Source organism: Accumulibacter sp., from assembly GCF_023806625.1.
GTDB lineage: Bacteria > Pseudomonadota > Gammaproteobacteria > Burkholderiales > Rhodocyclaceae > Accumulibacter.
In genome coordinates this window covers 1-24,789 of sequence record NZ_JAMTDX010000004.1, presented here as the reverse complement: position 1 = coordinate 24,789, position 24,789 = coordinate 1, and the positions used below count along the sequence as shown (strand labels likewise).

Annotated in this window: 16 protein-coding genes; 5 read left to right on the top strand and 11 right to left on the bottom strand. The window is 68.3% G+C overall.

Features of this window, described 5'->3' with window-relative positions; all coding sequences use genetic code 11:
* Positions 1-91 precede the first annotated feature (91 nt).
* Positions 92-898: a hypothetical protein gene (locus NFW05_RS00785; protein WP_295301937.1), complete on the bottom strand. Its 807-nt coding sequence runs from the start codon at positions 896-898 to the stop codon at positions 92-94.
* A 344-nt stretch (positions 899-1,242) separates the two neighbouring features.
* Between NFW05_RS00785 and NFW05_RS00780 the strand changes: the two genes are divergently transcribed.
* Both NFW05_RS00780 and NFW05_RS00775 read left to right on the top strand, forming a co-directional pair.
* A complete protein-coding gene (locus NFW05_RS00780) occupies positions 1,243-1,518 on the top strand; it encodes a type II toxin-antitoxin system prevent-host-death family antitoxin (RefSeq protein ID WP_295301936.1) in 276 nt (91 codons plus the stop codon).
* A 241-nt stretch (positions 1,519-1,759) separates the two neighbouring features.
* A complete protein-coding gene (locus NFW05_RS00775) occupies positions 1,760-3,121 on the top strand; it encodes a VWA domain-containing protein (RefSeq protein ID WP_295301935.1) in 1,362 nt (453 codons plus the stop codon).
* A gap of 89 nt (positions 3,122-3,210) precedes the next feature.
* Here NFW05_RS00775 and NFW05_RS00770 read toward each other — a convergent pair whose 3' ends face one another.
* Positions 3,211-3,639: a hypothetical protein gene (locus NFW05_RS00770; protein WP_295301934.1), complete on the bottom strand. Its 429-nt coding sequence runs from the start codon at positions 3,637-3,639 to the stop codon at positions 3,211-3,213.
* A 266-nt stretch (positions 3,640-3,905) separates the two neighbouring features.
* On the opposite strand from NFW05_RS00770, the gene ptsP reads away from it, so the two are divergent.
* On the top strand, positions 3,906-6,035 hold the full coding sequence (gene ptsP, locus NFW05_RS00765; protein ID WP_295301933.1) for a phosphoenolpyruvate--protein phosphotransferase: 2,130 nt from the start codon (positions 3,906-3,908) through the stop codon (positions 6,033-6,035).
* 684 nt (positions 6,036-6,719) lie between these two features.
* Positions 6,720-7,508 (top strand): SPFH domain-containing protein, encoded by a 789-nt coding sequence (locus NFW05_RS00760; RefSeq protein WP_295301932.1) that lies wholly within the window; start codon positions 6,720-6,722, stop codon positions 7,506-7,508.
* Positions 7,509-7,750: 242 nt separating this feature from the next.
* Here NFW05_RS00760 and NFW05_RS00755 read toward each other — a convergent pair whose 3' ends face one another.
* Positions 7,751-8,203 carry a hypothetical protein gene (locus NFW05_RS00755; RefSeq protein WP_295301930.1) on the bottom strand — a complete coding sequence of 151 codons (453 nt, stop codon included), beginning with the start codon at positions 8,201-8,203 and terminating at the stop codon, positions 7,751-7,753.
* Positions 8,172-8,666: a hypothetical protein gene (locus NFW05_RS00750; protein ID WP_295301929.1), complete on the bottom strand. Its 495-nt coding sequence runs from the start codon at positions 8,664-8,666 to the stop codon at positions 8,172-8,174. The genes NFW05_RS00755 and NFW05_RS00750 overlap by 32 nt, the downstream gene beginning before the upstream one ends.
* Before the next feature lie 193 nt (positions 8,667-8,859).
* Between NFW05_RS00750 and NFW05_RS00745 the strand changes: the two genes are divergently transcribed.
* Entirely contained in the window at positions 8,860-9,855 is a 996-nt protein-coding gene (locus NFW05_RS00745) for a YafY family protein (protein WP_295301927.1), read from the top strand.
* A gap of 378 nt (positions 9,856-10,233) precedes the next feature.
* On the opposite strand, the gene NFW05_RS00740 is transcribed toward NFW05_RS00745, so the two are convergent.
* From NFW05_RS00740 to NFW05_RS00710, 7 genes are all read right to left on the bottom strand, one after another.
* Complete coding sequence (locus NFW05_RS00740) at positions 10,234-11,136, bottom strand: efflux RND transporter periplasmic adaptor subunit (RefSeq protein ID WP_295301925.1); 903 nt, start codon at positions 11,134-11,136, stop codon at positions 10,234-10,236.
* Between the two features lie 2 nt (positions 11,137-11,138).
* Positions 11,139-13,148: a hypothetical protein gene (locus NFW05_RS00735; protein ID WP_295301923.1), complete on the bottom strand. Its 2,010-nt coding sequence runs from the start codon at positions 13,146-13,148 to the stop codon at positions 11,139-11,141.
* Positions 13,141-15,288, bottom strand: coding sequence for a PqqD family peptide modification chaperone (locus NFW05_RS00730; RefSeq protein ID WP_295301921.1), 2,148 nt, complete (start codon positions 15,286-15,288; stop codon positions 13,141-13,143). Before NFW05_RS00730 ends, NFW05_RS00735 begins: the two co-directional genes overlap by 8 nt.
* 22 nt (positions 15,289-15,310) lie before the next feature.
* Entirely contained in the window at positions 15,311-17,020 is a 1,710-nt protein-coding gene (locus tag NFW05_RS00725) for an HlyD family efflux transporter periplasmic adaptor subunit (RefSeq protein WP_295301919.1), read from the bottom strand.
* A 261-nt stretch (positions 17,021-17,281) separates the two neighbouring features.
* Complete coding sequence (locus tag NFW05_RS00720; RefSeq protein WP_295301917.1) at positions 17,282-17,593, bottom strand: DUF3467 domain-containing protein; 312 nt, start codon at positions 17,591-17,593, stop codon at positions 17,282-17,284.
* A gap of 65 nt (positions 17,594-17,658) precedes the next feature.
* Positions 17,659-18,222: a cohesin domain-containing protein gene (locus NFW05_RS00715; RefSeq protein ID WP_295301915.1), complete on the bottom strand. Its 564-nt coding sequence runs from the start codon at positions 18,220-18,222 to the stop codon at positions 17,659-17,661.
* A 176-nt stretch (positions 18,223-18,398) separates the two neighbouring features.
* Positions 18,399-24,713 (bottom strand): cohesin domain-containing protein, encoded by a 6,315-nt coding sequence (locus NFW05_RS00710; protein WP_295301914.1) that lies wholly within the window; start codon positions 24,711-24,713, stop codon positions 18,399-18,401.
* Between the last annotated feature and the right edge of the window lie 76 nt (positions 24,714-24,789).

The following is a 24,789-nucleotide window of genomic DNA, read 5'->3' as shown; positions in this document are numbered from 1 at the left end:
CAATCGGCCCGCAGCGGCGGCCACCGACCGCGGCAACCCGGATTCGCTCAGCGGGTGCCGCCCGCTCCCCCGGCCAACCAAGACGGGAAATCTAACCGACCGGCGAACGGGCGCCGCGCCGACTGGCCAGCGCAAGCAGGCCGAGGCCGAGACCCAGCAGGGCGAACGACGATGGAAGGGGCGCGCTGAACAGGATCGGCACCCCCGGATCACCCTGGGTAATCGGCTGGTCCAGACCGGCGAGTTGGAAGGTCATCTTTCCCCGGTCACCGAGGTCGACGACCACCGGGTCGCTCGCGGATATGCTCAGCGTATCCTCGTAGTAGCCGATGGTCAGAAGCGCCGGCTGGGGCACCAGAGCGTCGAAGTAAACCTTGGACTGGTCGGCGATCGTCACCCGACGGGCCAGATCAAGCGAGGTCTGGAAGAAACTGCTTGGACCGCCTCCGTTCGACCCGCCGCCGGTCTGTCCGACGATGAAGTCGAAACCTTGGTCGAGCGTGCCAGCGCCGACGGGAATGACGACACCGTTGACCACATCGAAAGCCACCGAGATCTGGTGAAAGATCACCTGGTCGAGCGCAAAGCCATACCCGTAGGTCGCCGCGTTGGAAAAATCCGTGCCGTTGAGACGGTTCGTATCCAGCACGTCCTGAGCTGTGCGGAGAGGGTTCGTGCCCACCGAACCCGTGCCGTTGCACGCGTTTCCAGCAAGCGGATCGGCGCTGCAGTCACCCAGCCCGACGAACATGCCGGGTGCGGGCGAGCTGAGCGGCGCGACCGGAACGGTGAGCGGATCGACTCCGGCGACCGTCAGAGTGAATTGCGCCGCCGACGTGAGCGCCGGAGCAGCGAGTGAGAGAATGCATCCAAGGCCCTGCCACACGGTCTTCTTCATCCTGGCTGCTCCTTGCTGACCGGATTGTCAATAGGGAAATTCTAGCAGCCTGTCGGACTTTCGGCTAGCCGCCTGCCGAACATCCTTAAATCATGACCATTGAAGCGCCCGAGGTCGGGCATGTCGCACTTCGTCGGCGCCGAGCGCAAGGCCGGCTAGCTGCTGCCGCCGTCGCTCGACGATTGGCTGAACCAGGATCACCGGGCGCGATTCATCGTCGAGGTGGTCGACCCGCTCGATCTGTCGAAGCTGACGCGGCAGTACGCGGGGCGGGGATCGCAAGCATTGCCACGAGACCCCATGGAGATGATGTTCGGTCCTCATCGAACATCAGGATCCCGGTCATGCGCTGCTCCTCGCAAGTCAAGCCCATCAGCGACCTCGACGCGAACGCAGCCGAGGTGCTGGCGAATCTCGCGGAGCAGCGCGAGCCGCGGTTCATCACCCAGAACGGAGAAGCCAGGGCGGTACTGCAGGATGTCGTTTCTTTCGAGGAAACCCAGGAGACGCTGGCGCTGTTGAAGATCCTCGCGGTCGGCAGCCAGGAAGTGGCGGCGGGCAAGGTCAGATCCGCCTCCGAGGTCATCGCCCGTCTGCGCGCCAGCCGGGCAGTCGCCTGACGGCCGGAGGGCCAGGCAATCCCTCCTGGCCGGCAGGCTGCCCGGAGCATGAGCGCTCGCTCCCGGGCGCCGTCCCGCCGCAGCAGCCGCGAGTCCGCCGAGCACGTTCTGCCCCCGGAGAGCCTGGTCATGCCTGTGCGCGGCCGCCAGAAATCGGGGGCATTGGCGCAGCCGGTGAGCCTGCGGCCGGCTATCCTGCGATCACCCGCCGGCAATGGTGCCGGAAGTACAGGAGACTGCGATGCCCGACGCCAACACCCCCCGCATCCTCATCCACCCGCTCAAGCCCGCGCTGATCGCGGCCCTGCCCCAGAAGCTGCCGGTCCTCGTCCGCATCCAGGCGCCCGATTCGCCAAGCGAGGAGAAGAAGGCGCGCCAGCCCTACTGCTTCGCCCTGGTCGTCGACCGCTCCGGCTCGATGGCCGGCGAGCCGCTGGTCGAGGCCGTGCGCTGCGCCCGCCACATCGTCGACCGGCTCGAGCCGAGCGACACCGCCGCCCTCGTCGTCTTCGACGACCGCGTCCGCATCGTCGCCCCGGCCGCCCCGGTCGGCGACCGCAAGGCGCTGCACACGGCGTTGGCCACCATCCAGCCGGGCGGCTCGACCAACCTGCACGGCGGCTGGCAGGCCGGCGCCGACGCGCTGCTGCCGGACTCAGCCGGGGCCGCGATCGCCCGCGTCATCCTGCTGTCCGACGGCAACGCCAACGTCGGCGCGCTGACCGACAGCGACGGCATCGCCGCCTGCTGCGCCAGAGCCGCCGAGGCCGGCGTGACCACCTCGACCTACGGCCTCGGCCGCAATTTCAACGAGGACCTGATGGTCGCCATGGCCGAGCGCGGCGGTGGCAACCACTATTACGGCGACACCGCGGCCGACCTCTTCGAGCCCTTCGCCGAGGAGTTCGACTTCATCTCCAGCCTGTGCGCCCGCCACGTGCGCCTGTCGCTCGCCGCGCCCCAGGGCGTCACGATCCGCCTCCTCAACGACTACCCGGTCGATGGCGACGGCGTGATGCCGGTGGTCCGCCTGCCGGACATTGCCTTCGGCGCCGAGGCGTGGGCGCTGGTCGAACTGGAAGTGCCGGCAACCCTTGCCCGGGCGGGCGCCGCGCCGCTGCTGCAGGCAGCCGTCACCGCCGCGACGCCGGAAGGCCTGCCGCTCGCCTTCGCCGATGCGACGCTGGCCGTCGATGTGGTAGCAGCCGCCGTCTGGGAGACGCTGCTGGAGGATCCGCTGGTCGTCGCCCGCCGGGCCGAGATCGAGGCCGGCAAGCTGCTCGCCCGCGCCCGCCAGGCGGCCGAATACGGCGACTGGGGTGCCGTCGAGCAGATGCTCGCCGAGGCCCGGCAGCGCTTCGCCAGCCAGCCCTGGGTGATCCAGGTGCTGGAAAGCATGGTCGACATTGCCCGCTCGATGGACTCCGCCCGTTTCCGCAAGGAGGCGCTGTACACCTCGAGGAAGATGGATGGCCGCCTCTCCGCCAAGGCCGAGCTGCTCGGGAGCCTCGCGGCGGAAGCCGCCGTCCCGAGCTTCGTCCGGCGCAAGGTCGCGCAGGGCAAGGCGCAGTTCAGGAAGCAACCGGACGAGCCGCAGAAATAGACGTCTGGCGAGGTCGACCGCGGCCATCGGGTCGCGGCCGCCCGGGAGTGGTCCGCACAGAGAGGAAGCTGACAGCCCGGGCCAGGCGCTCAAGGATCCCGACAGGCCCCGTCGCGGTCGGGTGTCAGGTCGAAGCCGGCGTCCTCGGCGGCTTTTTCGATCCGCCTCCTCTCGAGGATCGCGGTCGACGCCGCTGGCCGGGCAAATTCCCGCCACGCGTCGAGGAAGGCCTTCAGTTCCTGACCGCTGCCCAGCGCCAACCCCGGAAAGCTGCCGCGCGGGCCGGAGACCACCCGCTGGCACCCCGTCCGCGCCGCCTGCCCGGCGACCCAGGTGGCGATCTCCGCTGTGCTGTGCCCGAGCAGCGGCGCCAGCGCCTTGGGGGAGGCGCCGACCTCGACCGTGCCGGCGCAGCGGATGTCGCCGGAGCCGAGGACCTGGCGGCAGAAGGGTTCGAACAAATCGTGCGCGGTCGCCTGGAACGGGTCGCGGTCGGCGCCTTCTGCCCTGGCCGACAACGCCGAAGCACCACCTTTCGCGCCTGGCCAGCCATCGTTCCTGACACCGGCAGGCGGCAGCGCAGCGGGTCGAGGCTCCCTCCCGCCAGCGACCGCCCGGGGACGACTGGCTCTCGCCACGCTGGTGCCGACCGTGAAACCGTCGGCAACAACTTGTTACACGGTCTAACGATCTCGCGGGCGACGCGCGGCACAATTACCCGAAGCCAGGTCACCCTGGACCGACGTCAGCGGCAAGGAAACGTTCTCGGCAGAGGAGTCATCGCATGAAGGTGACCATTGCATCGATCGGCAGCAGGTACCCGCGGGGATCGAGCCTGTTCCTTGCGGCGCTGGCCCTGTGGATCGACATCGTCACCGGACGGGACGTCCAGTTCCCGCTCGTCTATGTCCTTCCGGTGGCACTCGCCGCATGGCGAGGCGAACGCCTGTTCGCCAGCCTCCTCGGAGTCGTGCTGCCGCTACTGAGGATTGGCTTCGAGATTCCGTGGGAAGCCGAGCCATCGATGGCCGTCGCCGGCCTCAACGTGCTGATGGAAATCGCCGCGATGTGGCTCTACATCGTCCTGATCGGCGCGATTCGCGCGCGCACGACCGGTCTGCAGGCAGCGGTGAGGACCAGGGAGTCGGAGGTGGCCCAGTTGCGCGCGTATGTACGGATGTCGAGTGCGACGTTGAAGGGACGCGGACTTTCGCCGGGTATGGCCGACGGTCGCGCGTGGCTGCACCTGCCTCCCGAGAGCGAATGGACGACGCGCAGCGACCCGATCCCGGCGGGCGAGGTGCGGCGCGAGGTGGCGCGTCTCGACGGCGCTCTGGCGGTAGCGGGCCGCGACCTGGAGCAGGTGCAGCGCCATTCGCAGAGGGAGTTGGCGCCGGAAGAGAGTGGTCTCCTTGGTGTCCAGCTGGCGATGCTCAATGACGTCGATTTCTGGGAGGTCTGCCGCAGACGAGTGGTCGACGAGATGATCTGCGCGGAGAGCGCGGTTGCCCAGGAAATCCGGGGGATGGCCGAAATGCTCGAAGGATCGACGAACGAAGTGATGCGCCAGCGGGGCGCGGACATCCGTGACGTCGGGCGACGGGTCCTGCGCCACCTCGTTTCGACCAGCGATTGCGCGGCAAATCCTCTCGCATCGCTTCCCGAAAATACGATCGTGATCGCCAGGGAACTTCTTCCTTCGGACATGCTGCAGATCGATCACCGGCATCTGGCCGGTCTGGTGACCGAGGACAACAGTCCGTCCTCGCATGTCGCGATTCTCGCGAGATCACGAAACATTCCGGCGGTCAGCGACGTCCGCGACGTTACCCTGCTGCTCGAAACCGGGGACCAGCTCCTGGTCGATGCGGAAGCCGGCACGGTGGTCGTCGCGCCGACGCGGGCACAAAGCGAACTTTTCGCCGAGCGCCGGATGCGACATACGGGACACAGCCCGGTGGCTCCCGACGAGAAGGCGGCCGAATCGCGAACCCGGGACGGTGTTCCGATCGTCCTCTACGCGAACATTTGCAGACCCGACGAAGCACGCCTGGTTGCGGAGTACGGTCTCGACGGCGTCGGACTCTTCCGCTCGGAGTTCCAGTTTCTCGACGTTTCCCAGCCGCCTGCCGTGGAGGAACAGATTGCCGCCTACTCGGCGGTCGCGGCAGAGGTCAGGCCATTGCCTGTCGTCTTCCGGACGATGGACTTTGGCGGAGACAAGGTCCCCCAGTTCCATTCTCCCGAGACTGATCTCGCCTTCCGCGCGGGCAAGCGGGGGCTGGCCTTTTCACTGAGCGAGGAAACGATGCTCCGCACGCAGTTGCTGGCTCTCGCGCGATCCGCGCCAGCCGGCGAGGTGCGCGTGATGTTTCCGATGGTCACCGGCGTCGCCGATCTTGCTGCAGCGCGCAAACTGCTTGGCGAAGTGCTTGCCGACGCGGGGCTCGGCGATCGTCTGCCTGTTGGCGCAATGATCGAAACCCCGGCAGCCGTGATCAAGATTCACGAGATCGTCCGCATGGTCGATTTCGTGTCGATCGGAACCAACGATCTGGCGCAATTCATTCTCGCCACCGACCGGCGCGCGCACGATGCTTCGGGCGTGGCCGGCTTTCTTCACCCCAGCGTGCTGCGCGCGACGGAACACGTCGTTCAGACGGCGATCCGACAGGGAACCGCCATTTCCGTTTGCGGCGAGGCAGCGGCAGATCCGGCGGGCGTCTGCGTGCTGCTGGGAATGGGTGTGCGAAGCCTGAGCATCAACCCGCTACGCGCGCCTCGCCTGCGCAATTTCCTGCGCCAGACGACCGTTGCGCAAATGGAAGCCGTGGCCAGGGACGCGCTCGCGGCGGCAACGCCGGACGAGGTGGAGCAGATCGTTGTCGGAGCCGTACGCGGCGCGCCGGGTTAACGCCCATTCTCCAGTCCGAGGAAAGGAGATCCGACGCCACTTCCGCAAGGGTTCCAGGCCCTGAGCGGCCCTGACAGCCGTCGTGATTCGGGGAATCCGTGCCGACGGACGGAGCCTGAAGACCCGGCCAGAAGCGTAGCGCGAGGGTGGCCATGGGTCGCCGCGGCGGCCTCGTGAGCCACCGTGGCGACCCATCGCGCAGGCGGACACGCCACCGCGATCCGATGCGCGCGCTGCCTTTCCGTCGGCTTCCGCGCTGCCCCCGGCCTGTCCTCCAGCGGCGCATCGATCGCTTCCTCGAAGCACCGGATCTTCCCGGCCGTCGTGGTCCAGACTCCCGACATCTCGAGGATCTCTTGGTCTGGGCAGCCCGCTGCCGCCTTCCGCAGAATCCTCGCCCGCGTCTTCTTCCTGGCTGCGCGCGGGTGGGTGCTGACCGATTCGGCAGCGCTGCCATCGAGATCAGGTGCAGGCCATCGGCAAGCTGTCCGACCAGACCCCCCAACACCAGGCTTGCGCGCATCGTCGAGTGCTGCGGGCCGATATGGCGGAACGGCAGCCAGAGACGCGCGCGCATTTCGCAGCAACCAGGGATCGGGCTGCGCACTCGCAGGCCGGAAGTCGTCCCGTCGATTCGACGGTATAAGATGGAGGCCTGACGGAATTGACTTTCGGAGGCCTTCGATGACCACTCTGGAGATTGTCGCGGTTGCCATCGCAATCGTCCTGCTGACCGGGCTGCGCATCGCGCAGGAGTATCAACGCGGGGTGGTATTCCGACTCGGCCGCTATCTGGCTCTGCGCGGACCGGGCTTGTACTGGATCATTCCGCTGGGAATCGAGAGAGCGGTGACGATCGACATCCGTACGCGAACGGTGTCTGCCGAACAGCAGGAGACGATCACGCGCGACAGCGTGACGGTGAAGCTCAACGCCGTCCTCTGGTACCGGATCACCGACGCCGCCAGGTCGGTCATCGCCGTCGCCGATGCGCCGGCGGCCGTCTATCAGCTGGCTTTGACGAGTCTGCGCAATTCGATCGGACAGCATGATCTCGACGAAGTGTTGCAGGAGCGGGACAAGATCAACGAGCTGCTGCGCAGGAACATGGCCGAGTCGACGGTCGCCTGGGGCGTCGAAGTCGAGCGGTTCGAAATGAAGGACGTGGAGTTGCCTGTCGGAATGCAGGAAGTCATGGCCATGCAGGCGCAGGCCATCCGCGAAAAGCGCGCGCGAATCATCAAGGCTGAAGCAGAACTCGAGGCGTCCCGGAAGCTCGCCGACGCCGCTCAGCAGATGGCGAACAATCCGGTGGCAGTCGAGCTGCGCCGCATGCAGATGGTCACCGAGGTCGGGGCGGAGAACAACAGCACGACCGTGATGATGATCCCGTCGGAGTTTGTCTCGCTGGCAAAAAGCCTCGGCGAATATGTGCGCGAACGAACATCGGAAAACCCATCCGCCCATTCGTAAGCGGGTTCTTGCCGGATCGTTCGAAGTGCATTCGGGGCGGGTCGGCTGCGGAAGCGGAGCGGGTTGCCGGCGATGGTGTGGCAATGCAGCGCCGCCGGCGCGAACTCGACGGACACGCCCTCGAGGCTGGCCGTGCCGGTCCAGGTCCGGCTGGCCACCAGAGGGTGGCGGGCCAGGGGATGCCGGTTGGCGAGCGCGCTGGAGCCGCAGCGCGTTCTCGTCGCTGCGAGGGACGCAGCGGATCAGGAAGGATGCTTCCAGACATTCGAGGTATCCGGAGAGCCGTTGCCTGCCGATGTTGGCCTGTCTGGAAAGCGCCTCCAGGCTCGCTTCGTCGCCGGTGTTGAAGGCCAGCACGTTGAAGAAGCGGTTGAGCTCCTGGGTGTCCGAGATGCCGCAGGGACTGGGCAGGTCGTTGAGCAGCACCTTGTCGATGATCTCCTGGCGCGGGAATCGCGCCCCGCGTTGGCACGCACGGCCGGGCTGGTGACCGCCTCGGGGAAGCCGCCGAAGTTCAGCCAATTGAGGAATTCGCCGTTGAGGCCGTCGATGTCGGGGGGATTGGCCGCCAGGCGCTGGCGCTCCTGGTCTTCCTCCTGCCCGGTATGGCGCCCGAAGCTGGCCGGCGGCGTGGCGCCGTAGTCGCCCAGGAACTTGCCGAGTTCATCGAGCTGGCTGTTGGCCAGCGCGTTCATCGGGTAGATGACGATCGCGCGTCCGCGGCGTCCTGTCCGCTGCCCTGGCCTCGAGCACGGCATCGACGATCGGGATGAAGCAGGCGAGCGACTTGCCGGACCCGGTGCCGGTGGTCAGAATGTAGCTGGCGCCGGACCGGGCAAAGCCGATCGCTTCTTCCTGGTGCTTGAACAGGCGCAGCGAAACGCCGGCCGAACTGGCGCTCTTGCCAGCTCGGAAAATCCGGCCACACTCGGGATGCAGCGCTCCGGCCGCGGCCAGCTCGTCGACCGTGTGCCCCGCCTCGAAATTGGGATTGATCGGGATCAGCGGTTCCGGCCAGTAGCGCTGCGAGTCGTACGCCGACTCGACGAAGCGTGCGATGTCTTCGCTCCGGATCCGGGTGAAGCTGCGCATGAACTGGCGATAGTCACCGACCAGCTTTTCCCCGAACTCGAATACGTCGATCGCTTCCCGCTCCACGGTGGCGCGCCAATCCCGCGCCAGGCCTGTTGCCGTCGTTCCCCCAACGCCGCCGACCAGCCGCGACCCCGGCCCGACGCCGACATGCTACCGGGAATCGCCGGCCAGCGTTCGGAGCGAAATCAGGATACCATCCGCCGGGCTCAATTCGAGAGCCAGGCAGGAAACCACGACAACCATCGGAGGCAGGTCGATGAGCGGCATGGAACGTATCTACCAGATCGACCAGATGCTCGGCAACCGGCCCTTCGTCAGCCGCGCCGAACTCCAGGAACGGCTCGGCATTTCCTGGGCGACCTTGAAACGCGATCTCGCCTACATGAAGGACCGCCTGAATGCGCCGATCACCTACGACCGCCACCTCGGCGGCTACCGCTTCGAGAAGGCCGGACCGCGCGTCGGCCCGCAGTACGAGCTGCCCGGTCTCTGGTTCTCCGCCGAGGAAATCCATGCGCTGCTCACCATGCAGCACCTCATCTCCAGCCTCGACAGCGGCGGCCTCCTCGGCCCGCAGATCCGGCCGCTGCTGGCCCGCCTGACCGGGCTGCTCGGCAGCGCCGACAACCCCGCCGAGGAAGTCCAGCGGCGCATCCGCATCCAGACCGTCGGCGCGCGCGAATTTCACCTCGACCACTTCCAGGCGGTCGGCTCCGCGCTGCTGCGGCGCAAGCGGCTGATCATCCGCTACCACGCGCGCGGCACCGACGAGGTCACCGATCGTGAAGTCTCGCCGCAGCGCCTGAACCACTACCGCGACAACTGGTACCTCGACGCCTGGTGCCACCTGCGCGACGGCCTGCGGGCCTTCTCGGTGGACGCGATCGAATCCGTGGAGATCCTCGACAAGCGCGCGAAGGACGTCTCCGACAGGCGCCTCGACGAGGTGCTCGGCGCCGGTTACGGAATCTTCTCCGGCGACCAGGTGACCTGGGCCGTGCTGCGCTTCACGCCGGAACGGGCGCGCTGGGTCGCCGCGGAACGCTGGCACCCGAAGCAGAAGCGGAAGACGCTGCCCGACGGCGGCTGCGAACTGCGCGTGCCCTACGCCGACGACCGCGAGCTGATCATGGACATCATGAAGTACGGTAGCGAGTGCACCGTGGTCGAACCCGACGCGCTGCGTCAGCGCGTGGCGGACGAGATGGCCGCGGCGCTGACCCACTACCGGGAAACTCCGCCCGGCCGGTGAGTCGGCGGGCCAGCGCGCCGCATCGGCATCGAGCGCATCACTCACAAGAGCTGCGCCGGCTGGCGCGACTGGATGTTCGCGGTGACCGGAGGACCCAGACCTCCCGGGCTGGCGGCTGCATGGCCTTGCCGCCAATCCGGTCGGTCTCCATCCGGTGTCGGTGAATGGCAACCGGCGCATCACCTTCACCTTTGCGAGCTGCCAAGCTGGAGCTGCTGTGCGGCGAGATCCGCGGCGGCCTGGACAGTGGTGCGAGCGAGACCCGGGGCGCCGAAACCGTCAAGTGAATGCCACGCAACGGCCTGACCTCCAAGCCAGTGGCCGCGTGGATGCGCGGGATGGGCTTGGAAAGCGGACGAGAACTTCCCGCCGGCCGCACTACGACGGCCTGCCTGCGGGCACGGCGTTCGGCTTCGCTTCGGGGCGCGGCGCACTCCCCGGGCTGGCGAACGAGCGCCCGGCGACGCCCGGAAAACTCGCCTTGCACTTGATTCCCGCGGGGAGTTTGAGGCCGGGGTTGGGCAGTTCGAGGCGCACGCCGAAGGTCCCGCTGGCCGCGTCATGGACGCGGTCGATGACCTTGACGGTCGCCTTGTGGCGCCCGCCGACCGGAGCCTCGGGCAGGACCTCGACACTCTGCCCCGGCGTGACCCGGCCGAACGCCTCATTGGGCATCAGCACCTCGACGTAGAGCGTGCCGATGTCGGCGAGACGCAGGATCGGCTTGCGCAGATCGCGGTTGTCGGCCAGTTCGCCGGCGTTGAGCAGGCGGTCGACGACGACGCCGTCGACCGGGCTCTTGATCGTGCGCAGGCGCAACTGCTCGGAAAGCCGGCGGTACTCGATCTCGGCGAGCTTGCGGTCGTCGCGCGCCTCGATCAGCTCGGCCTCGGCGAGCTTCTTCTCGGTCAGCGCCTCGTCGCGGTCGTGCAGCGAGATGAACGACTGTCCGGCGAGCTTCTCGCGGCGCTGGTACTTGGCCGACGAGAACTCGACGCGGCTCTCGCTGCTGCGGATTCGCCCCTGCATCGTCGCCCGGTAGCGCGCCGCGTCGGCGGCGGCGCGCTCGACTCCCGAGTCGATGGTCACCAGCACCTGGCCGGCCTTGACCAGGTCGCCGCGGTCGACCCAGATCTTCTCGATCAGCCCCTCGCTCGCCGCACGCACCTCGAGCGTCTTGCTCGGCTCGATGATGCAGTCGAACTCGCCGGCACCGGCCCCGCCCGCGGCGAGCAGCGCGAGAACCGTCAGGCGCCACCGCCGGGTACCGTCACTGGCCATCCCTACTCCCCTCTCCCGGCAAAGGCCAGAGACTTGGCCACCCGCTTGTCGATCTCCACCGTCTGCCGTCGTATCCGTGAATTCTGCCTTTCCGCCGCGCCCTGCGCCAGACGCCTGAGCAGCCAGGCGAGCTGCGCCGGCAGCAGTCCATCGGGCGACACCCGCCTGCGCAGCCAGCCAAGCAGCCGCGAGGCGTGGGCGACGAACAGCTCGTCGTCGAGCGCGACGATCGCCTCGCACGATCCGGGGTCGCCCTGGCGGCCGGCACGACCGAACAGCTGGCGGTCGATCCGCGCCGAGTCGTGGTACTCGGTGAGGATCACGTGCAGCCCGCCGGCCTCGCGAACCGCCGGACCGAGGACGATGTCGGTCCCGCGGCCGGCCATGTTCGTCGCCACGGTGATCCGCCCGGCCTGCCCGGCCTGCGCGATGATCGCCGCCTCGTCCGCATCCTGGCGCGCGTTGAGCACCTCGTGCGCGAGGCCCGCCGCGGCCAGCGAACGGCTGGCCACTTCGGAGGCGGCGACCGAACGCGTCCCGATCAGCACGGCGCGACCGGCAGCGCGCATCGCCGCCGCCCGCTCGACGACCGCGGCCCAGCGCCGATCGCCATCGGCGAACACGCGCTGGCCGAGGTCGCGCCGGATCACCGGCCGGTTCGGCGGAATGCGCAGCACGTCGAGCGCGTAGATGGAGCGCAGCTCGGGCGCCACCTCGGTCGCCGTGCCGCTCATCCCGGCCAGGCACAGGTAGCGCCTGAAGAAGCGCTGGTAGGTGATCCGCGAAATCGTCTCGCGGCGCTGCGAAGGATCGAGCCCCTCCTTGACTTCGATCATCTGGTGCAGCCCTCGCTCCCACGAACGGTCGGCCATCACCCGGCCGGTATATTCGTCGACGATCTGCACCTTGCCGTCGCTGACCAGGTACTGCCGGTCGCGATGGAAGAGGTGCCGCGCCGACAGCGCCTGCTCGACGAGTTCCTCGCGCGCGCGAGCGATCGTCCACAACCCGGTCTGCCCGCAGGCGAACCCGGCGACCGCCGCGCGCCCGGCGTCGGTCAGCTCGACGCTGCGCTCATTCGGCCGCAGCACATAGTGCTCTGGCTCGTTCAGGCTGGCCGCGAGCGCCAGCGCCTGCTCGTAGAGTCCCCGCCCGTGCGGATCCTCGACGTCGCTGGAAATGATCAGCGGCGTTCGCGCTTCGTCGATCAGCACGCTGTCGGCTTCGTCGACGATTGCGTAGAACAGACCGCGAAGCAGCGCAGGCTGGCCGGTGCGCCGGCCTGTCCCGGCGAGCCAGCGCTCGATCGCCGCGCGCGGACCGCCCGGACCGCGCTTCTGGCTGATCCGGTCGCGCAGATAATCGAAGACGAGATCCTTGTTGACGCAATACGTCACCGCGCAGGCGTAGGCCGCGGCGCGCTGCGCGTTGTCCTGCCCGGGAACGACCAGCCCGACGCGCAGCCCGAAGAATTCGTACACCGGACCGAGGTGCTCGGCGTCGCGGCGGGCCAGATACTCGTTGACCGTGATCACGTGCACCGGCGCGCCGGCCAGCGCGACGGTCACCGCCGGCAGGACCGCGGTCAGCGTCTTGCCCTCGCCGGTGTGCATCTCGGCCAGCGACCCGCGCAGCAGCGCGTAGCCACCAATCAGCTGCACCGGATAGTGGCGCTGGCCGACGAGCCGCGAGCACACCTCGCGGACCAGCGCGAAGCACTCGACGACGTGGGCCTCGACCGGCCCCTCGCTGGCCAGAATGCCGCGGACGGCGGCGATGCGCCCGCGCAGACCGGCGCTGTCGAGCGCCGCGAGTTGGTCGCCGAGCGCCTCGACTCGTTCGGCGAACTTCCAGAGCCGACGCACGCGCAGCGTCGACCCGCGCTGTGCCCAGCGGCCGAGCAAACCGGCGATCAGGCGGTCGAACCGGTCGTCGTCGACATCGCGGCGCTCGGCATGGGCTGCGTGCGCGAACTCGTCGATCCGCCAGCTGGCGAGCAGCGCCCTAGACATTGAAGCGCGCCAGGAAGAGTTGCCGCAGGCGCCTTCCCCACTGCGCGGCCAGCGGCTCGGCGTGGTGATGAAAGCGCACATAGACGCGCGTGCCGATGTCCACGGCGCCGACGTCTTCGGGCAACTCGAGGTCGAACTGGAACAGCCGCTGCAGCGACCTGAGCCCGTCCGGATCGCGCGGATCGGTACCGTGCGGGCCGCCGCCAGCGAGCGCCAGCGCCTTGTGCGGCAGGCGATCGTGGCCGCCGGGAACTTCGCGCAGCACGCGCGCCGGGTAGGTGTGCGCGAGTCGGTCGGTGATCTTCACTTCGACCGCCGTTCGCCGCTCGCGAACCAGCGCGATGTCGTCCTGCCTGACGACTGCCCGGACGAGCCGCGGCGGTCCGGAGACGATGTAACCGAGCAACTCGCCCTTCTTCACGTAGCGCCCGGGCAGGTCCTGCGCCCGGGCCAGCTTGATCGCCCCGGGAACGCCGGCGACGACGGCCAGCGAGGCGAGCTTCTCCTCGGCGCGAGCCAGTGCGACGCGCTCGCGCTGGAGGTCCTCGAGGACCGCCGCGGCCTGCACGCGCTCGTCGAACATCAACGCTGTGTACTGCACGGCGAACTGCCGGACGCGCGCCTGACCCTCCGCGACTTCGGCGCTCAGTTCAGGCGCGGCGGTGACGACCAGCACCTCGCCGGCGGCGACCTGCGCGTCGGGAGCGACGAACAGCTGCTCGACGAAGCCGTCGGCGCCCGTGCGCACCTCGGCGTTCTCGGGCACCCAGACGACGCCCTCGGCGTGCGTGCGCAGCGGCAGCGGCACGAGCAACACGAACAGCGCCAGCGCGGCGAGGCCTCCGTAGGCGACGAGCCTGGCGCGCGTTCGCGTGCGCTGCAGTTCGGGGCTCGACTGGATGTAGGCGATCGCTTTGACGAGCGGTACGACGAACATCGTGATCGCCGCCCAGATCGCCAGGACGACGCCGACGAAGAAGAATTCGCCGGCGATGAACAGGGCGATCGCGATCATCACCAGCGTGCGGTAGACGAACGACGCCGCGCCGTAGAACGAGAACCAGCGCCGCTCTCCGGCCGTGGCCACCGGCCGCTCGACCGCGGTCACGCCGAACAGGTGGCGCTTGGCCAGCCACTGCCAGTACTGGTTCGAGCGACCGCCGAGATTCGGGATTTCGATCAGGTCGGAGAGCACGTAATAGCCGTCGTAGCGGAGCAGCGGATTGCCGTTGAACAGCAGCGTCGAAGCGCCGCCGACGAGCACGACGTTGAAGGCGATCGAGCGGACGAGCCCCGGTTCGACGAGCGCCCAGACGATCATCGCGATTCCGGCGAGGAAGAGCTCGACGAGCATCCCCGCGGCGCCGACGAAGGCCCGCCGCCACTTGCTCCGGAAGGCCCCCGAAGCCGTCGCATCGACGTAGGGTACCGGGGCCAGGACGAGCAGCATCAGGCCCATCTCGTGCACCTCGCCGTCGCCCGACTTCACCGCGTAGCCGTGGGCGAGCTCGTGCAGCGCCTTGATCAGCGGGTAGATCAGCCAGAGCAGCAACAGGTTCTTCGTCGCCAGAACCTGGTCGCTGAGGTTCGCGGTCAGCTCCGGCCAGTGCACGCCGGCGAGGACGATCCCCGGCAGAACGGCGAGCAGCCAGACGACCAGCCCGAGCCAGCCGGCCAGCGGCCTCACCAGCGGCCAGGTCCGGCTCAGGAAGTCGTCGGGGTCCCAGAGCGGGATGCGCATCGACATCGGGTTGATGAAACTCTGCAGAAGCTTGCGCCGTTTCTGCTGACTGCCGCGCTCGGCGAGTTCGTCGACGTCGGGTGGCAGATCGGCCTGCAGCAGGTCAGCGGCGTGCAGCTGCGCGAGCAGGCGGATCACCTCGTCCTGGGTCGGCGCTTCGCTACCCGAGCGGGCGGCGACCTCGCGCCAGACCTCGTCGACGGTCCGCCGGCCGTCGAGCAGCTGGATCACGCCGTACGCTGCCGGGCTGAAGCGGTGCAGCTTGCCCGAAGCACGGTCGTGCACCACGTACCAGGCCTGGCCGCGGAAACGCTGGCGCTGGATTCGTGCATGCGCGCGCAGCTCGGGACGCAGCCCGGCGACGCGATACCACGAAGCACTGAGGAACGGGGCGGCCATGATCGGCGACCGGCGCGGCGCCCTACGGCAGCCAGGTCCACGCCTGGAGGCGCAGCCAGTCGGTCAGTCGGTGCGTCCAGATCCACGCGTAGCTCTGCTCGCCGGCGCTGATCTTGCCGACCCCTTCCATTCCCGGACGCAGCTCGAGGTCGCTGCGCGCGAGCCGGGCCTCGACGCGGAAGACGTTCTTGCCGTCCTCGGGCTCGGCGACGGCGATGTTGTGCACCTCGAAGTCGAGCACTTCGCCAGCCAGACCGGCGAGCACGAGCTTGCCCGTCTGCCCCGCGCGCACATCGCGGATGTCGCGATCCTCGACCTTGAGGATCACCCGGTACGCGTCGAGCGGAGCGATCTCGAAGAGCAGCTTGCCCTGTTCGACCGGGGAACCGAGCAGCTGGCTCAGGTCGCCCGAGACGACGATGCCGTCGAATGGCGCGACGACCTCGGCGCGGGCGAGTTTCTCCTCGACAAGCACGAGTTGCGCCTCGGCCTGCTGCATCTGGGCCAGCGCGACGTTGGCGTTGGCCCGCTCGTGCCTGGCCAGCGCATCGCGATAGCGCGCGCCGTGCTGCTCGCGCTCGGAAAGATGGCGCTGGCGCTCGACGAGCAGGTCCCGGTCGTCGAGCCTGGCCAGCACCTGTCCCTGGCGGACGACGAAGCCGGCGCGCACTGGCGCCTCGCGCAGGAAGCCGTCGAACGGTGCGACCGCCGCGCGCTGCACCTCGCCCTCGACGACCGCCCTGGCGCTGACCCGGTACTCGCCTTCGAGGAAGAAGACGCCGAGGAGCAACACCGTGGCGACGACCAGCGCGACGCGCAGCCCCGGCCGCCGCGGGTTGCGCAGATGCGCCCAGGTGCCGCGCAGCTTGTCGGCCAGCCGGCCGGCGAACCAGCGGTGCACTTCGAGCCGGCTGTCGAGCAGCGGCCCGAGCAGCGCGGCGACGGCCTCGAAGGCGCAGAGATCGTCGGCCGTGAACGGCTCCTGGCGCTCGAAGCTCAGTACGCCGATGCCGGCGCCGCGGCTCGCCAGCACCACCGAGCAGACCGCCCGCGACCCCGCGAAGTCACGGTGCGCGATGGCGATTCCTCCGCCGCCTTCGCCGAGCGGCGGATACGCGACGCTGCACCGCTGGTCGAGCGCCTCGTCCATCGCGTTCTCGAGCGCGGCGACGAACTGGCTTTTCTTCTCGAAGAACGCCGAGTGCGACAGCGCCTGCAGCCGTGCGCGGCCGCGACGATCGATGCCGAGCGCGACGCGCTCGCAGGCGAAGCGACTGGCCAGGTCGTTGACCAGCGCCAACGCCATCGGCCCGAGCCGGTGATGCTCGCCGGCGACCGCGAGCACATCGAGCGCGCTGCGCGCCCGTTCGAGCGCCAGAGCGTCGGCGAGCCTGCGCGTGCGCAGGAACAGCGTCGCCAGCCAGCCGATTCCCCAGTGCAGTTGGCGCAGCACCTGCTGCAGCGACCCATCCGCGCGATCGGCGACGTCGAGAACGACCGCGCCGTGCAGCTCGCCTTCGACATCGACCGGATACGCGACGACGACCAGTGCCCCGGCCTGACCACGCAGCACGAGCCCGCGCCGCTCGCCGAGGCACTGCTCGGCGGCCGGCGCCAGATGGCCGACGTTGCTGTCCATCGATGGCCAGATCGCCGCCGGGACGAAAGTGCCACCGCCCTGCTCGAGGAGCAGCAGCGCCGCCCGGACGTCGCCGATCTGCAGACACTGCACTTCCAGCCAGTGGATACAGAACTCGGCCGCGTTCCGCGAAGAGGCAAAGGCGCTCCATGCGGAGTCGTCGCGCTGGCGTCCAGCGTGAGCTGAACCCTCGGCGCCGCCCGACGCCTCGCCCGACGAAGTCTCAGCGGAACGCTGCGCAGCCGACTGCAATGGACTGCCTCCCAACATTTACGCCGCGCGGCCGCTGCGGGCGCAGCGTCGCGAGCGCGACACACGCCTGGCGCGGCACCCTCCCCGCGACGACTGCCCGCGCTACGTAAGTTCGCCGTAGCGCTGCTCGTACTCGGCGATCAGCTGCGCGAGCATCGTCGACAGGCGCTTCGCAGCGAACGGGCTGAGCATGATCCGGTGCGACAGTTCGATCGTGATTTCCGACTGTGCGCGATCCCAGCTGTTGTTCACGCCGAAGTTGAGGACGACTTCCTCGCGCGTGCTGTTGGCGTTGGCGAAGTTGGCGTAGGAGCTCTTCAACCCCTCGGTGTCCCAACGGATTCTCGGCATCTGCGGCGCGGCGCCCTCGGCCGGCGCCGGTACGGCGTTTTCCTGCTTGTCGCTCCGGTTCATTCCCGATTGCCTCCCCTGAGCATTGACCCACTCCCGCGCTCCCGCCGTCACCCCTGGGCGGCGGATCACGCCCCTGCCCGACACCGCTCCGAGGCCAGCGCGTGACAGCGCGACGCGAGCAGCGCCAGCGCGGCCGCCGCGAACAGCCACGACCCCCGCGGCTCGGGGATTTCGCCGGCAGGCACGACGGTCAGGCTGTGCGTCACGACCTCCGCTCCCTGCTCGTCGAGGATCGCCTCGAAGCTCAGACCGAAAACCCCGGCATTGTCCCCGATATCGAGCTCGACGTCGACCAGCGTCCCTGAAGGCACCGGCGAACCGTCCCCGGACGCCAGACTGATCGCCACTTCGCCGGCCGCCGTTTTGTTGGCGACGAGCGAAAACCCACCGGTCGCCGTGCCGAGCGTCGTCCCCACATAGCTGAACGCAGCCGGATCGAAGCGGAACAACAGGTCCGCAGCGATCAGCCCCTGCGTGTCCGATTCGAACAGCGACACGGTCATCGCCCGGGTGCCCTGGGCTGCGCTCGCCGGAGCATCGATCGACAGCGCCGCCTCCGCGCCGGCGGGAATGTAGCCTAAGAGAAGTGCGCACAGCGACAATGCGCACGCATTGCCAGCCAGGTTCATGTCTCGTCCTTTCCTGTGAGATCGTGGCTTTACCGTGAAAGTCGCGTCAGCGACTCACGAAATTCCCCTCTCCCGGACGTGGGAGAGGGGTCGGGGGTGAGGGAAACGGTCATGACTTTCATGATCAGGGGTGTCTCGAGAGTAATGACCGTTCGCCCGGATATCGTTGCTTTCGCTCAGAGGATCGCCGTCGTCACCGGCGGCCTGGTCACCGGAACGACCGGCAGCTTGACCCGAAAAGCGGGCTTCGCTGCGCCCTTGCCCGTCTCGCCGCCGTTGCCGAGATAGTCCCTGAGCCACGGCTTGTTTCGCACCTCGTCGGCGATCGACGCGCTGACCGCCGCCGGCGCATCGAAGTGACCGGCCAGGTCGACCACCGGCGAGACGGCCATCCTGCCGTCGTCGCCCGACGGAATCGCCGGAACCTCGGCCAGCGCGGCCGGCGCGGGCCATACCGCGCCAGGCAGCGCCGCCCCGCCCAGCGTCGGTGTCTTCCGCGCACTCGCCGCAGCGCCCGCAGCGACCGTCGCGCTCGCCGGTCCGGAGCGACTCGCCGAGAGCGCGGCATCCCCTGACCCGATCGCCGGGAATCGCTCGGCCCGGGCCGACCCGACCGTCACCTGACCGTCGGTCGCGTCGAGGCCGGCCTGCGGCGAGACGCCGAGCGTCAGGTGGCCGTCGTTGAGCCGAGCGTACTGCAGGTCGATCGCCGCGATTCCCGGAGCCGCGTCGTCGCGGATGCGCAGGTCGATCTCGAGCAGGTTGCCCGAACCGCCCGCGAGCGCGTCGAGCCGGGCCATGTCGACGGTGATCCGCCCGGCTTCGCTGCCGGCGACGAACCACGCGAAGTCGCCGGCCAGCGAACCGCGACGAACGCCGACGAGCTCGAAGCGGCTGGCGTCGTAGGCGACGGTGAGCTGGACGCTTTCGAGGCCCGCCGCGGTGTCGATGCGCACCGGAACCGTGACCACCTCGCCGGGTTCGCCGCTGGCCTGGACCGCGATGTCGACCAGCGGATCGGGACCGGCGAACTGCAGCGGACCGACTCCGGCCGGAATCGGCGGAATCTCGAGGCGGTCCGTGGAGCTCGCGCCGGAGAGGTAGCCGACTTCCTGGAGCAACCGGCTGGCGTCGATCGAGGTCAGCGTGCCGCTGGCGTTGACGTCGGCGACGAGCAGCGGATCGACGTTCGGGTACGCCGCGAAGCCGCTGTCGAGCCTGACGAGGACGCGCTGCACTTTCTGCGCGTCGAGCGTGCCGTAGCTGGCGTCGCCGCTGGTATCGCCGAGATAGGCGACGAGTTGCAGCGCGTCGTCGCCGGTCCCGCTCCGCCCATTGACCCGGACGTCTTCGAGGTCGAGAACCTGCTTGGCGCCGTAGGCTGCGCTGTCCGGAACGCGGGCCGCGATGTCGAGCAGCCGGAGGCGGCCGGCAGCGAGTTCGGTCGGGCTGGTGAGGCGCACCGACAGCAGCCCGGCAGGAGCGGCGAGCCGCTCGATCGTCGTTCCGGCCGGCAGTTGCGCGCCAGCCGAAACGCCTTGAACGTCGAGAATCGCCGGGTCGTAGCGGAGGCTGAACTCGACCTCGGTCACTCCGCTCCCGTCGGACAGCCAGACCGGCAGCGCGCCGCCCAGCGACGGCGCGCCGAGATCAGCCGGCTGGCCCGGCCCGCGAACGACGTCGGGCAGGCTCACCGTCAGGCCCGCGTCGGCCGCGGTGAAGGAGGACTCGAAGGCGTCTCCGGCGAGTCCGTCCGCGTCGCCGTCGAGGGCTCGCCCGGCGAGGTCATGAACAGCCATCGCGCCGCTGCCCAGACGCACCGTGTAATCGTCCGCGGGCAGCGGCCCGCCGCTACGGATCAGGCTGATCCCCGCGCCGTCGGCGTCGACGATCAGCGAACCGCGGACGGCACCGGTCGCCGTCCCGACGAGCGTGACGTCGGGAGCACCGAGCCCGGCGTTCTCGCTGTCGTAAAGGTTGAGCGCCGGCGCATCGATCGCCCGGTTGAAACGCGCGTGGAAGCCGCTGGCCGTCGGGGTGAACGCGCTGACCCGAAGCGTCTCCGGTTCGGTGACCCACACATCGAGTGCGTTGGCCGGATAGCTGCCGTCCTCGTCGGAGGCCACGGCGGTGACGGTGAAGGCGCCGGTGGCGGCATAGGTGTGCGTCGCCACCGAGCGATCCCCGGAAATCCGTTCGGCGTTGCCGTCGCCCCAGTTGACCCGCCATTCGGTCACGCTGTCGGCCCCCGGGTCGCTGACCGAGAGGCCCAGCGTGTAGGGCTGACCGGCCGCGACGCTGGCCTCTCCACTCAGCAGCAGCGTCGGAGCGACGTCGCGGACGAGGATCTCGAACGCGCCGGTGCTGAAGGCCCCCAGCGCGTCGGTGACGCGAACGACAACCTGGCTGGTCGCCGGCCCGTCGGCCGCCGTCCACGCAAAGAGACCCGTATCGGCGTCGATCGTCGCACCGACCGGAGCGGCGTCGAGGCTGAAGGTCAGCGCGTCGTTCTCGACATCGCTGGCGAGGATGCGGAATTCGAGAAGCGTGCCCTCGTCGACGATCAGCGACGCCGGCGGATCGAGCGTCGGGGCGTCGTTGACCGGGTTGACGTTCAGGCTCACGACGGCGATCGTGCTCGGCTCGACCCCGCCGAACGACTGGTAACGGAAACTGTCCGGCCCGGAGTAGTCAGCGGAAGGACGATAGACGAAGCTGCCGTCGGGGTCGAGGCTGAGCGTCCCGTGCGCGGGCCCGTTGACCAGCGAGGCGGTCAGCGGATCGCCGTCGACGTCGCTGTCGTTACCGAGCACGCCGGGGGCGACGATGGTCAGCGGGGTGTCCTCGTCGGTCGCGTAGTCGTCGGGCGCGGCGATCGGCGCGCGGTTGCCGGCCCCCAGGATGGTCAGCAGGCCATCGCTGCCATCGGGCCCCGGCACCGGCTGCGGCGTCAGGACCAGCCCGTCCTCGTTGAGGCTGACCCTGGTCAGGTTCAGCGCCGTGGCACCCGAGGTTGCCGTGGGCCTGATCCGGAAATCAATCTCGAGCAGGCTGCCACCGCCCGCCGGGCGCGGGGTGGTGAGCGCCAGGCCAACGGTGAGCGCTCCGGTGGCGCTGTCGGCCGGGGTCGGGTTGGTGACGATCGTTGCACCGGTGGTCACCAAGCCGGCACGCACGGCGACGACTTCGAGCAGTGCCGGGTCGTAGACGAGCCGCAGGTCGGCCGCTTCGAGTCCGACGGCGTCATCGATCAGTACCGGGACGGTGATGACGCTGCCCGGAATGCCGCTGAGGTTGGTCGGGATGTGCACGTAGGGGTCGGCCCCGGCCGGGGTGATGGGAAGCGCCGGAACCGGCAGCGGCGGGATCTCGGGCCGGTCGATGCCAACCGCTTCCTGGATGATGCGGGTGGCGTCGAGCGAACTGACGGCGCCGTTGCCGGTGATGTCGGCGACCAGCACCGGGTCGGCGAGCGGGTAGGCGGCAAAGCCGCTGTCGAGTCCGACGGCCTGACGCAGCACGCGCTGACCGTCGAGCGAGCTGTAGGAACCGTTGCCGGTGGTGTCGCCGAAATGGGCGACGAGGTGCACGGCGTCGTCGGCAACCGCCGCCAAGGCGCCTTCGTTGATCGAGACGTCGGCGAGGTCGAGGACCTGCTTGGCCCGGTAGGGGGCCGTCGCCGGGACGGCGGCGGTGAGGGTGAGCAGATCCTGTGCACCGGCGGCGAGAGGCGTCGGGAAGGACATCGCGACGCGCAGTTGGCCGGCGACGGTGAGGTTGGCGACGAGGGTGCTGCCGGCGGGAAGGCCGGCCGCGAGCGTGGAGTCGCTGATCGTGAGCAGGGTCGGGTCGTAGTTCAGGGTGAACTCGAGCGACTCGACGCCGCTGCCGTCGCTGAGACGGATCGGGATGCCGCTGACGGTGGCCGGGATGTTGACCGGCTGCCCCGGGCCGCGCACGACGTCGGGCAGCGAGAGCACGCGCGGCAATGGCCCGGCGACCGTGAGGGTCGTAACGGAGTCGCCACCGGGGGTGCCGTCGTCGTCGCCGTCGAGGAGGCGGCCGAGGGTGTCGATGACGCCGTTGGCGGCGCTGCGCAGTGTGAGCGTGTAGGTATCAGGCGCCAGCGGGCCGCCGGTCCTGACGAAACGGAAACCCTGGAGGTCGTCGTCGAGTACGAGCGAGCCGGTGACGGCGCCGGTGGTGGCGCCGACGAGCGTGACGTCGGCCGGGCCCTGGCCACCGGTTTCGGTGGCGTAGAGGTTGAGGGTGACGGGGTCGAACGGGCGGTTGAAGCGGATCGCGGCGCCACTTGCATCGGTGGCAACGGCGGTGACGGCGAGGCCGTCAACGACCTGGGTGGTGGCGTCGGGCGTCGCCGGCGCGACTTCGGTGTTGCCGACGTGGTCCTGCGCGACGCTGTAGAAGGCGTAGCTGTGGCCGGCCTGACCGGTGAAGGTGGCGGAGGTGGCGGTGATGTCGTCCTTCCAGAGGACATAGCTGCCGCCGTCGGTGGCGACGTAGATGTCGTGGCTGGCGACGCCGGAGCCGCCGGCGTCGTCGGCGGCGGTCCACTGGACGAGGAAGTCGGGGCGCGTGCGCGTCGGCGGCAGCGGTTGCACGGCGCTGGTCGGGGCGCCGGCGTCGATGGTGTTGAGGGCGTCCTTGGCCGGGTCGGTGCCGGCGGCCGGGTTGTGCGGGTCGATCTGGTTGGTGGCGATCCACGGCTGGCCGTCGAAGGAGATCAGGGCGATGTTCCTGATCTGGGTACCGGTGGCGAGGCCGGGTTTCGGGTCGATGAGGTAGGAAACATGGCCCATGCCGCGACCGGTGCCGTCTTCGGGCGGCAGGAAGCCGGTGAGCACATCGGGCGGCAGGCTGGTGTCCGGGTCGATCGAGTAGAAGTGGGCATAGACCTGGCCGGTGGCGAGGTTGATGCCGGCCTCGATCTGGACGTCGAAGTCCTGGCCGTTGTAGTGCACCGGGACGGTGGTCTCGAAGTGCGGGGCGCTGGCGGGGATGGCGATCAGGTGGTCGCCGAAGCCGATTTCGGTCAGCGCGAAGGTGGACCAGTCGAGGTCGGGGTCGAGTTGGTCGGTGATGGTGACGATCTGGGCGGGGGCGGTGGCGGTGGGGTCGTTCTCGAAGTCGATTCGGTAGGGAAGCGTGATGGATGAGCTGATGTAGGACGCAGTGCCGAAACCGGCGGGGCCGAGTTTTTGGTTGGGGTCAACTGAGCCTGGAATTCCCCATCCGCCCCCAGGGCCCGGGACATCGGGTGGTTTCGGTATCCCTGGGAACATCGGCCCACCTAACCAATCCACCCAATTCCCAGCGTCCTCGGGGTTAAGTAAATCGTACATTAGATTTCCAGCCGTTTCTCCAATTCCCCAACCGGCAGTTATTGGAGCAATTATCGGAACCCACCTCGCAGCAACCTTTCCAATGAGTTTACGTTCTGCCAGTAAGTGAAATTTGCCAAAGTCAACCCGAAGTATCCTCCCCATCTGCGAACCAAGTCCAAGTCTCTTGTCGCTGAAAAAATCGTAATTGATACGAAAATACTTCCTTGGAATGCCGGGAATTCCAGTAACGTAGCTCTTCTCCAACCCAAGAGGATCAATGGCGTCTGTAGGACCATTCTCGGCGTAACTGTATGAGTTTACGCTGCCGCTTAGTATTCCAATGGGGTCTGCTTGCGTGAATCTTCCGGTTTCCGTTTGATAGTATCTTGCTCTCATGTAGATCGACCCGCCTGCCTCGCTCCTAACACCAAACTCAGCTACAAAACGGAAGGGGTTTTGGATCGCGCCAGACTGATATGCAATGCTTCCGAACGGGGTATATGAATACGTGCCCAATACGTTGCCGATCGACCCAGTCAGAGCATCCGAACTGCCGATCGCATCAAACGTATACCACGCCGTCGTCCCGCTGGTATTCTGTGACAACAAGCCGAATCCGTAGTCGTAGCCTGCGATGAGACTTCCCACTGCATCGTATTCACCGACCACATTGCCCAACCCAACGGGATCGATCGTGTATCGTGTAACAACCCCGTTGTGACTGGTCGCAACCCGCTGGCTGAACGCGTCGTAGCTGTATGCCCACGCATCCGCACCCTGCTGCACGGCAATCAGCCGGTTCTCGTCGTCATAGCTGTAAAGCACGGTCCCGGACGGCGAGGTCTCCGAAATCAGGTTGCCGTCGGCGTCGAAGGCATAGGTCGTATTGCCCACCTGCGTGTACTGGTTGAGGTTGTTGGTCGTGTACGCCGTGGTGACGCCGTTCTCGACGGTGCGGATGCGGTTGCCCATCGCGTCATAGACATACAGCAGATCCTGGTCCGGGATCGCCGGGTTGGTCGAGGCGAAGACGCCATGGGTGAGTTGCCCGATGTCGTCGTAGGTGTAGGTCCAGGCACCGTCGAGGGTGCCCATGCCGATGCGCCGGCCGCGACTGTCGTAGCTGTAGTCGAAGCGCGAAAGCACCGTAGCATCCGCCTTGTGGTTAGAGGTGGCCCCGTTTGTTTGGACAGCAAAGGCTCTTCGATAAGTGGAGCCCTGC

What these genes read in the sequence shown, in the direction of transcription:
- NFW05_RS00775 (WP_295301935.1), top strand. Translation starts at nt 1,760, where the DNA reads ATGCCCGACGCCAACACCCCCCGCATCCTCATCCACCCGCTCAAGCCC.
- NFW05_RS00735 (WP_295301923.1), bottom strand. Translation starts at nt 13,148, where the DNA reads ATGTCTAGGGCGCTGCTCGCCAGCTGGCGGATCGACGAGTTCGCGCAC.
- NFW05_RS00755 (WP_295301930.1), bottom strand. Translation starts at nt 8,203, where the DNA reads ATGAACGCGCTGGCCAACAGCCAGCTCGATGAACTCGGCAAGTTCCTG.
- NFW05_RS00730 (WP_295301921.1), bottom strand. Translation starts at nt 15,288, where the DNA reads ATGGCCGCCCCGTTCCTCAGTGCTTCGTGGTATCGCGTCGCCGGGCTG.
- NFW05_RS00745 (WP_295301927.1), top strand. Translation starts at nt 8,860, where the DNA reads ATGAGCGGCATGGAACGTATCTACCAGATCGACCAGATGCTCGGCAAC.
- NFW05_RS00785 (WP_295301937.1), bottom strand. Translation starts at nt 898, where the DNA reads ATGAAGAAGACCGTGTGGCAGGGCCTTGGATGCATTCTCTCACTCGCT.
- NFW05_RS00715 (WP_295301915.1), bottom strand. Translation starts at nt 18,222, where the DNA reads ATGAACCTGGCTGGCAATGCGTGCGCATTGTCGCTGTGCGCACTTCTC.
- NFW05_RS00720 (WP_295301917.1), bottom strand. Translation starts at nt 17,593, where the DNA reads ATGAACCGGAGCGACAAGCAGGAAAACGCCGTACCGGCGCCGGCCGAG.
- ptsP (WP_295301933.1), top strand. Translation starts at nt 3,906, where the DNA reads ATGAAGGTGACCATTGCATCGATCGGCAGCAGGTACCCGCGGGGATCG.
- NFW05_RS00760 (WP_295301932.1), top strand. Translation starts at nt 6,720, where the DNA reads ATGACCACTCTGGAGATTGTCGCGGTTGCCATCGCAATCGTCCTGCTG.
- NFW05_RS00780 (WP_295301936.1), top strand. Translation starts at nt 1,243, where the DNA reads ATGCGCTGCTCCTCGCAAGTCAAGCCCATCAGCGACCTCGACGCGAAC.
- NFW05_RS00740 (WP_295301925.1), bottom strand. Translation starts at nt 11,136, where the DNA reads ATGGCCAGTGACGGTACCCGGCGGTGGCGCCTGACGGTTCTCGCGCTG.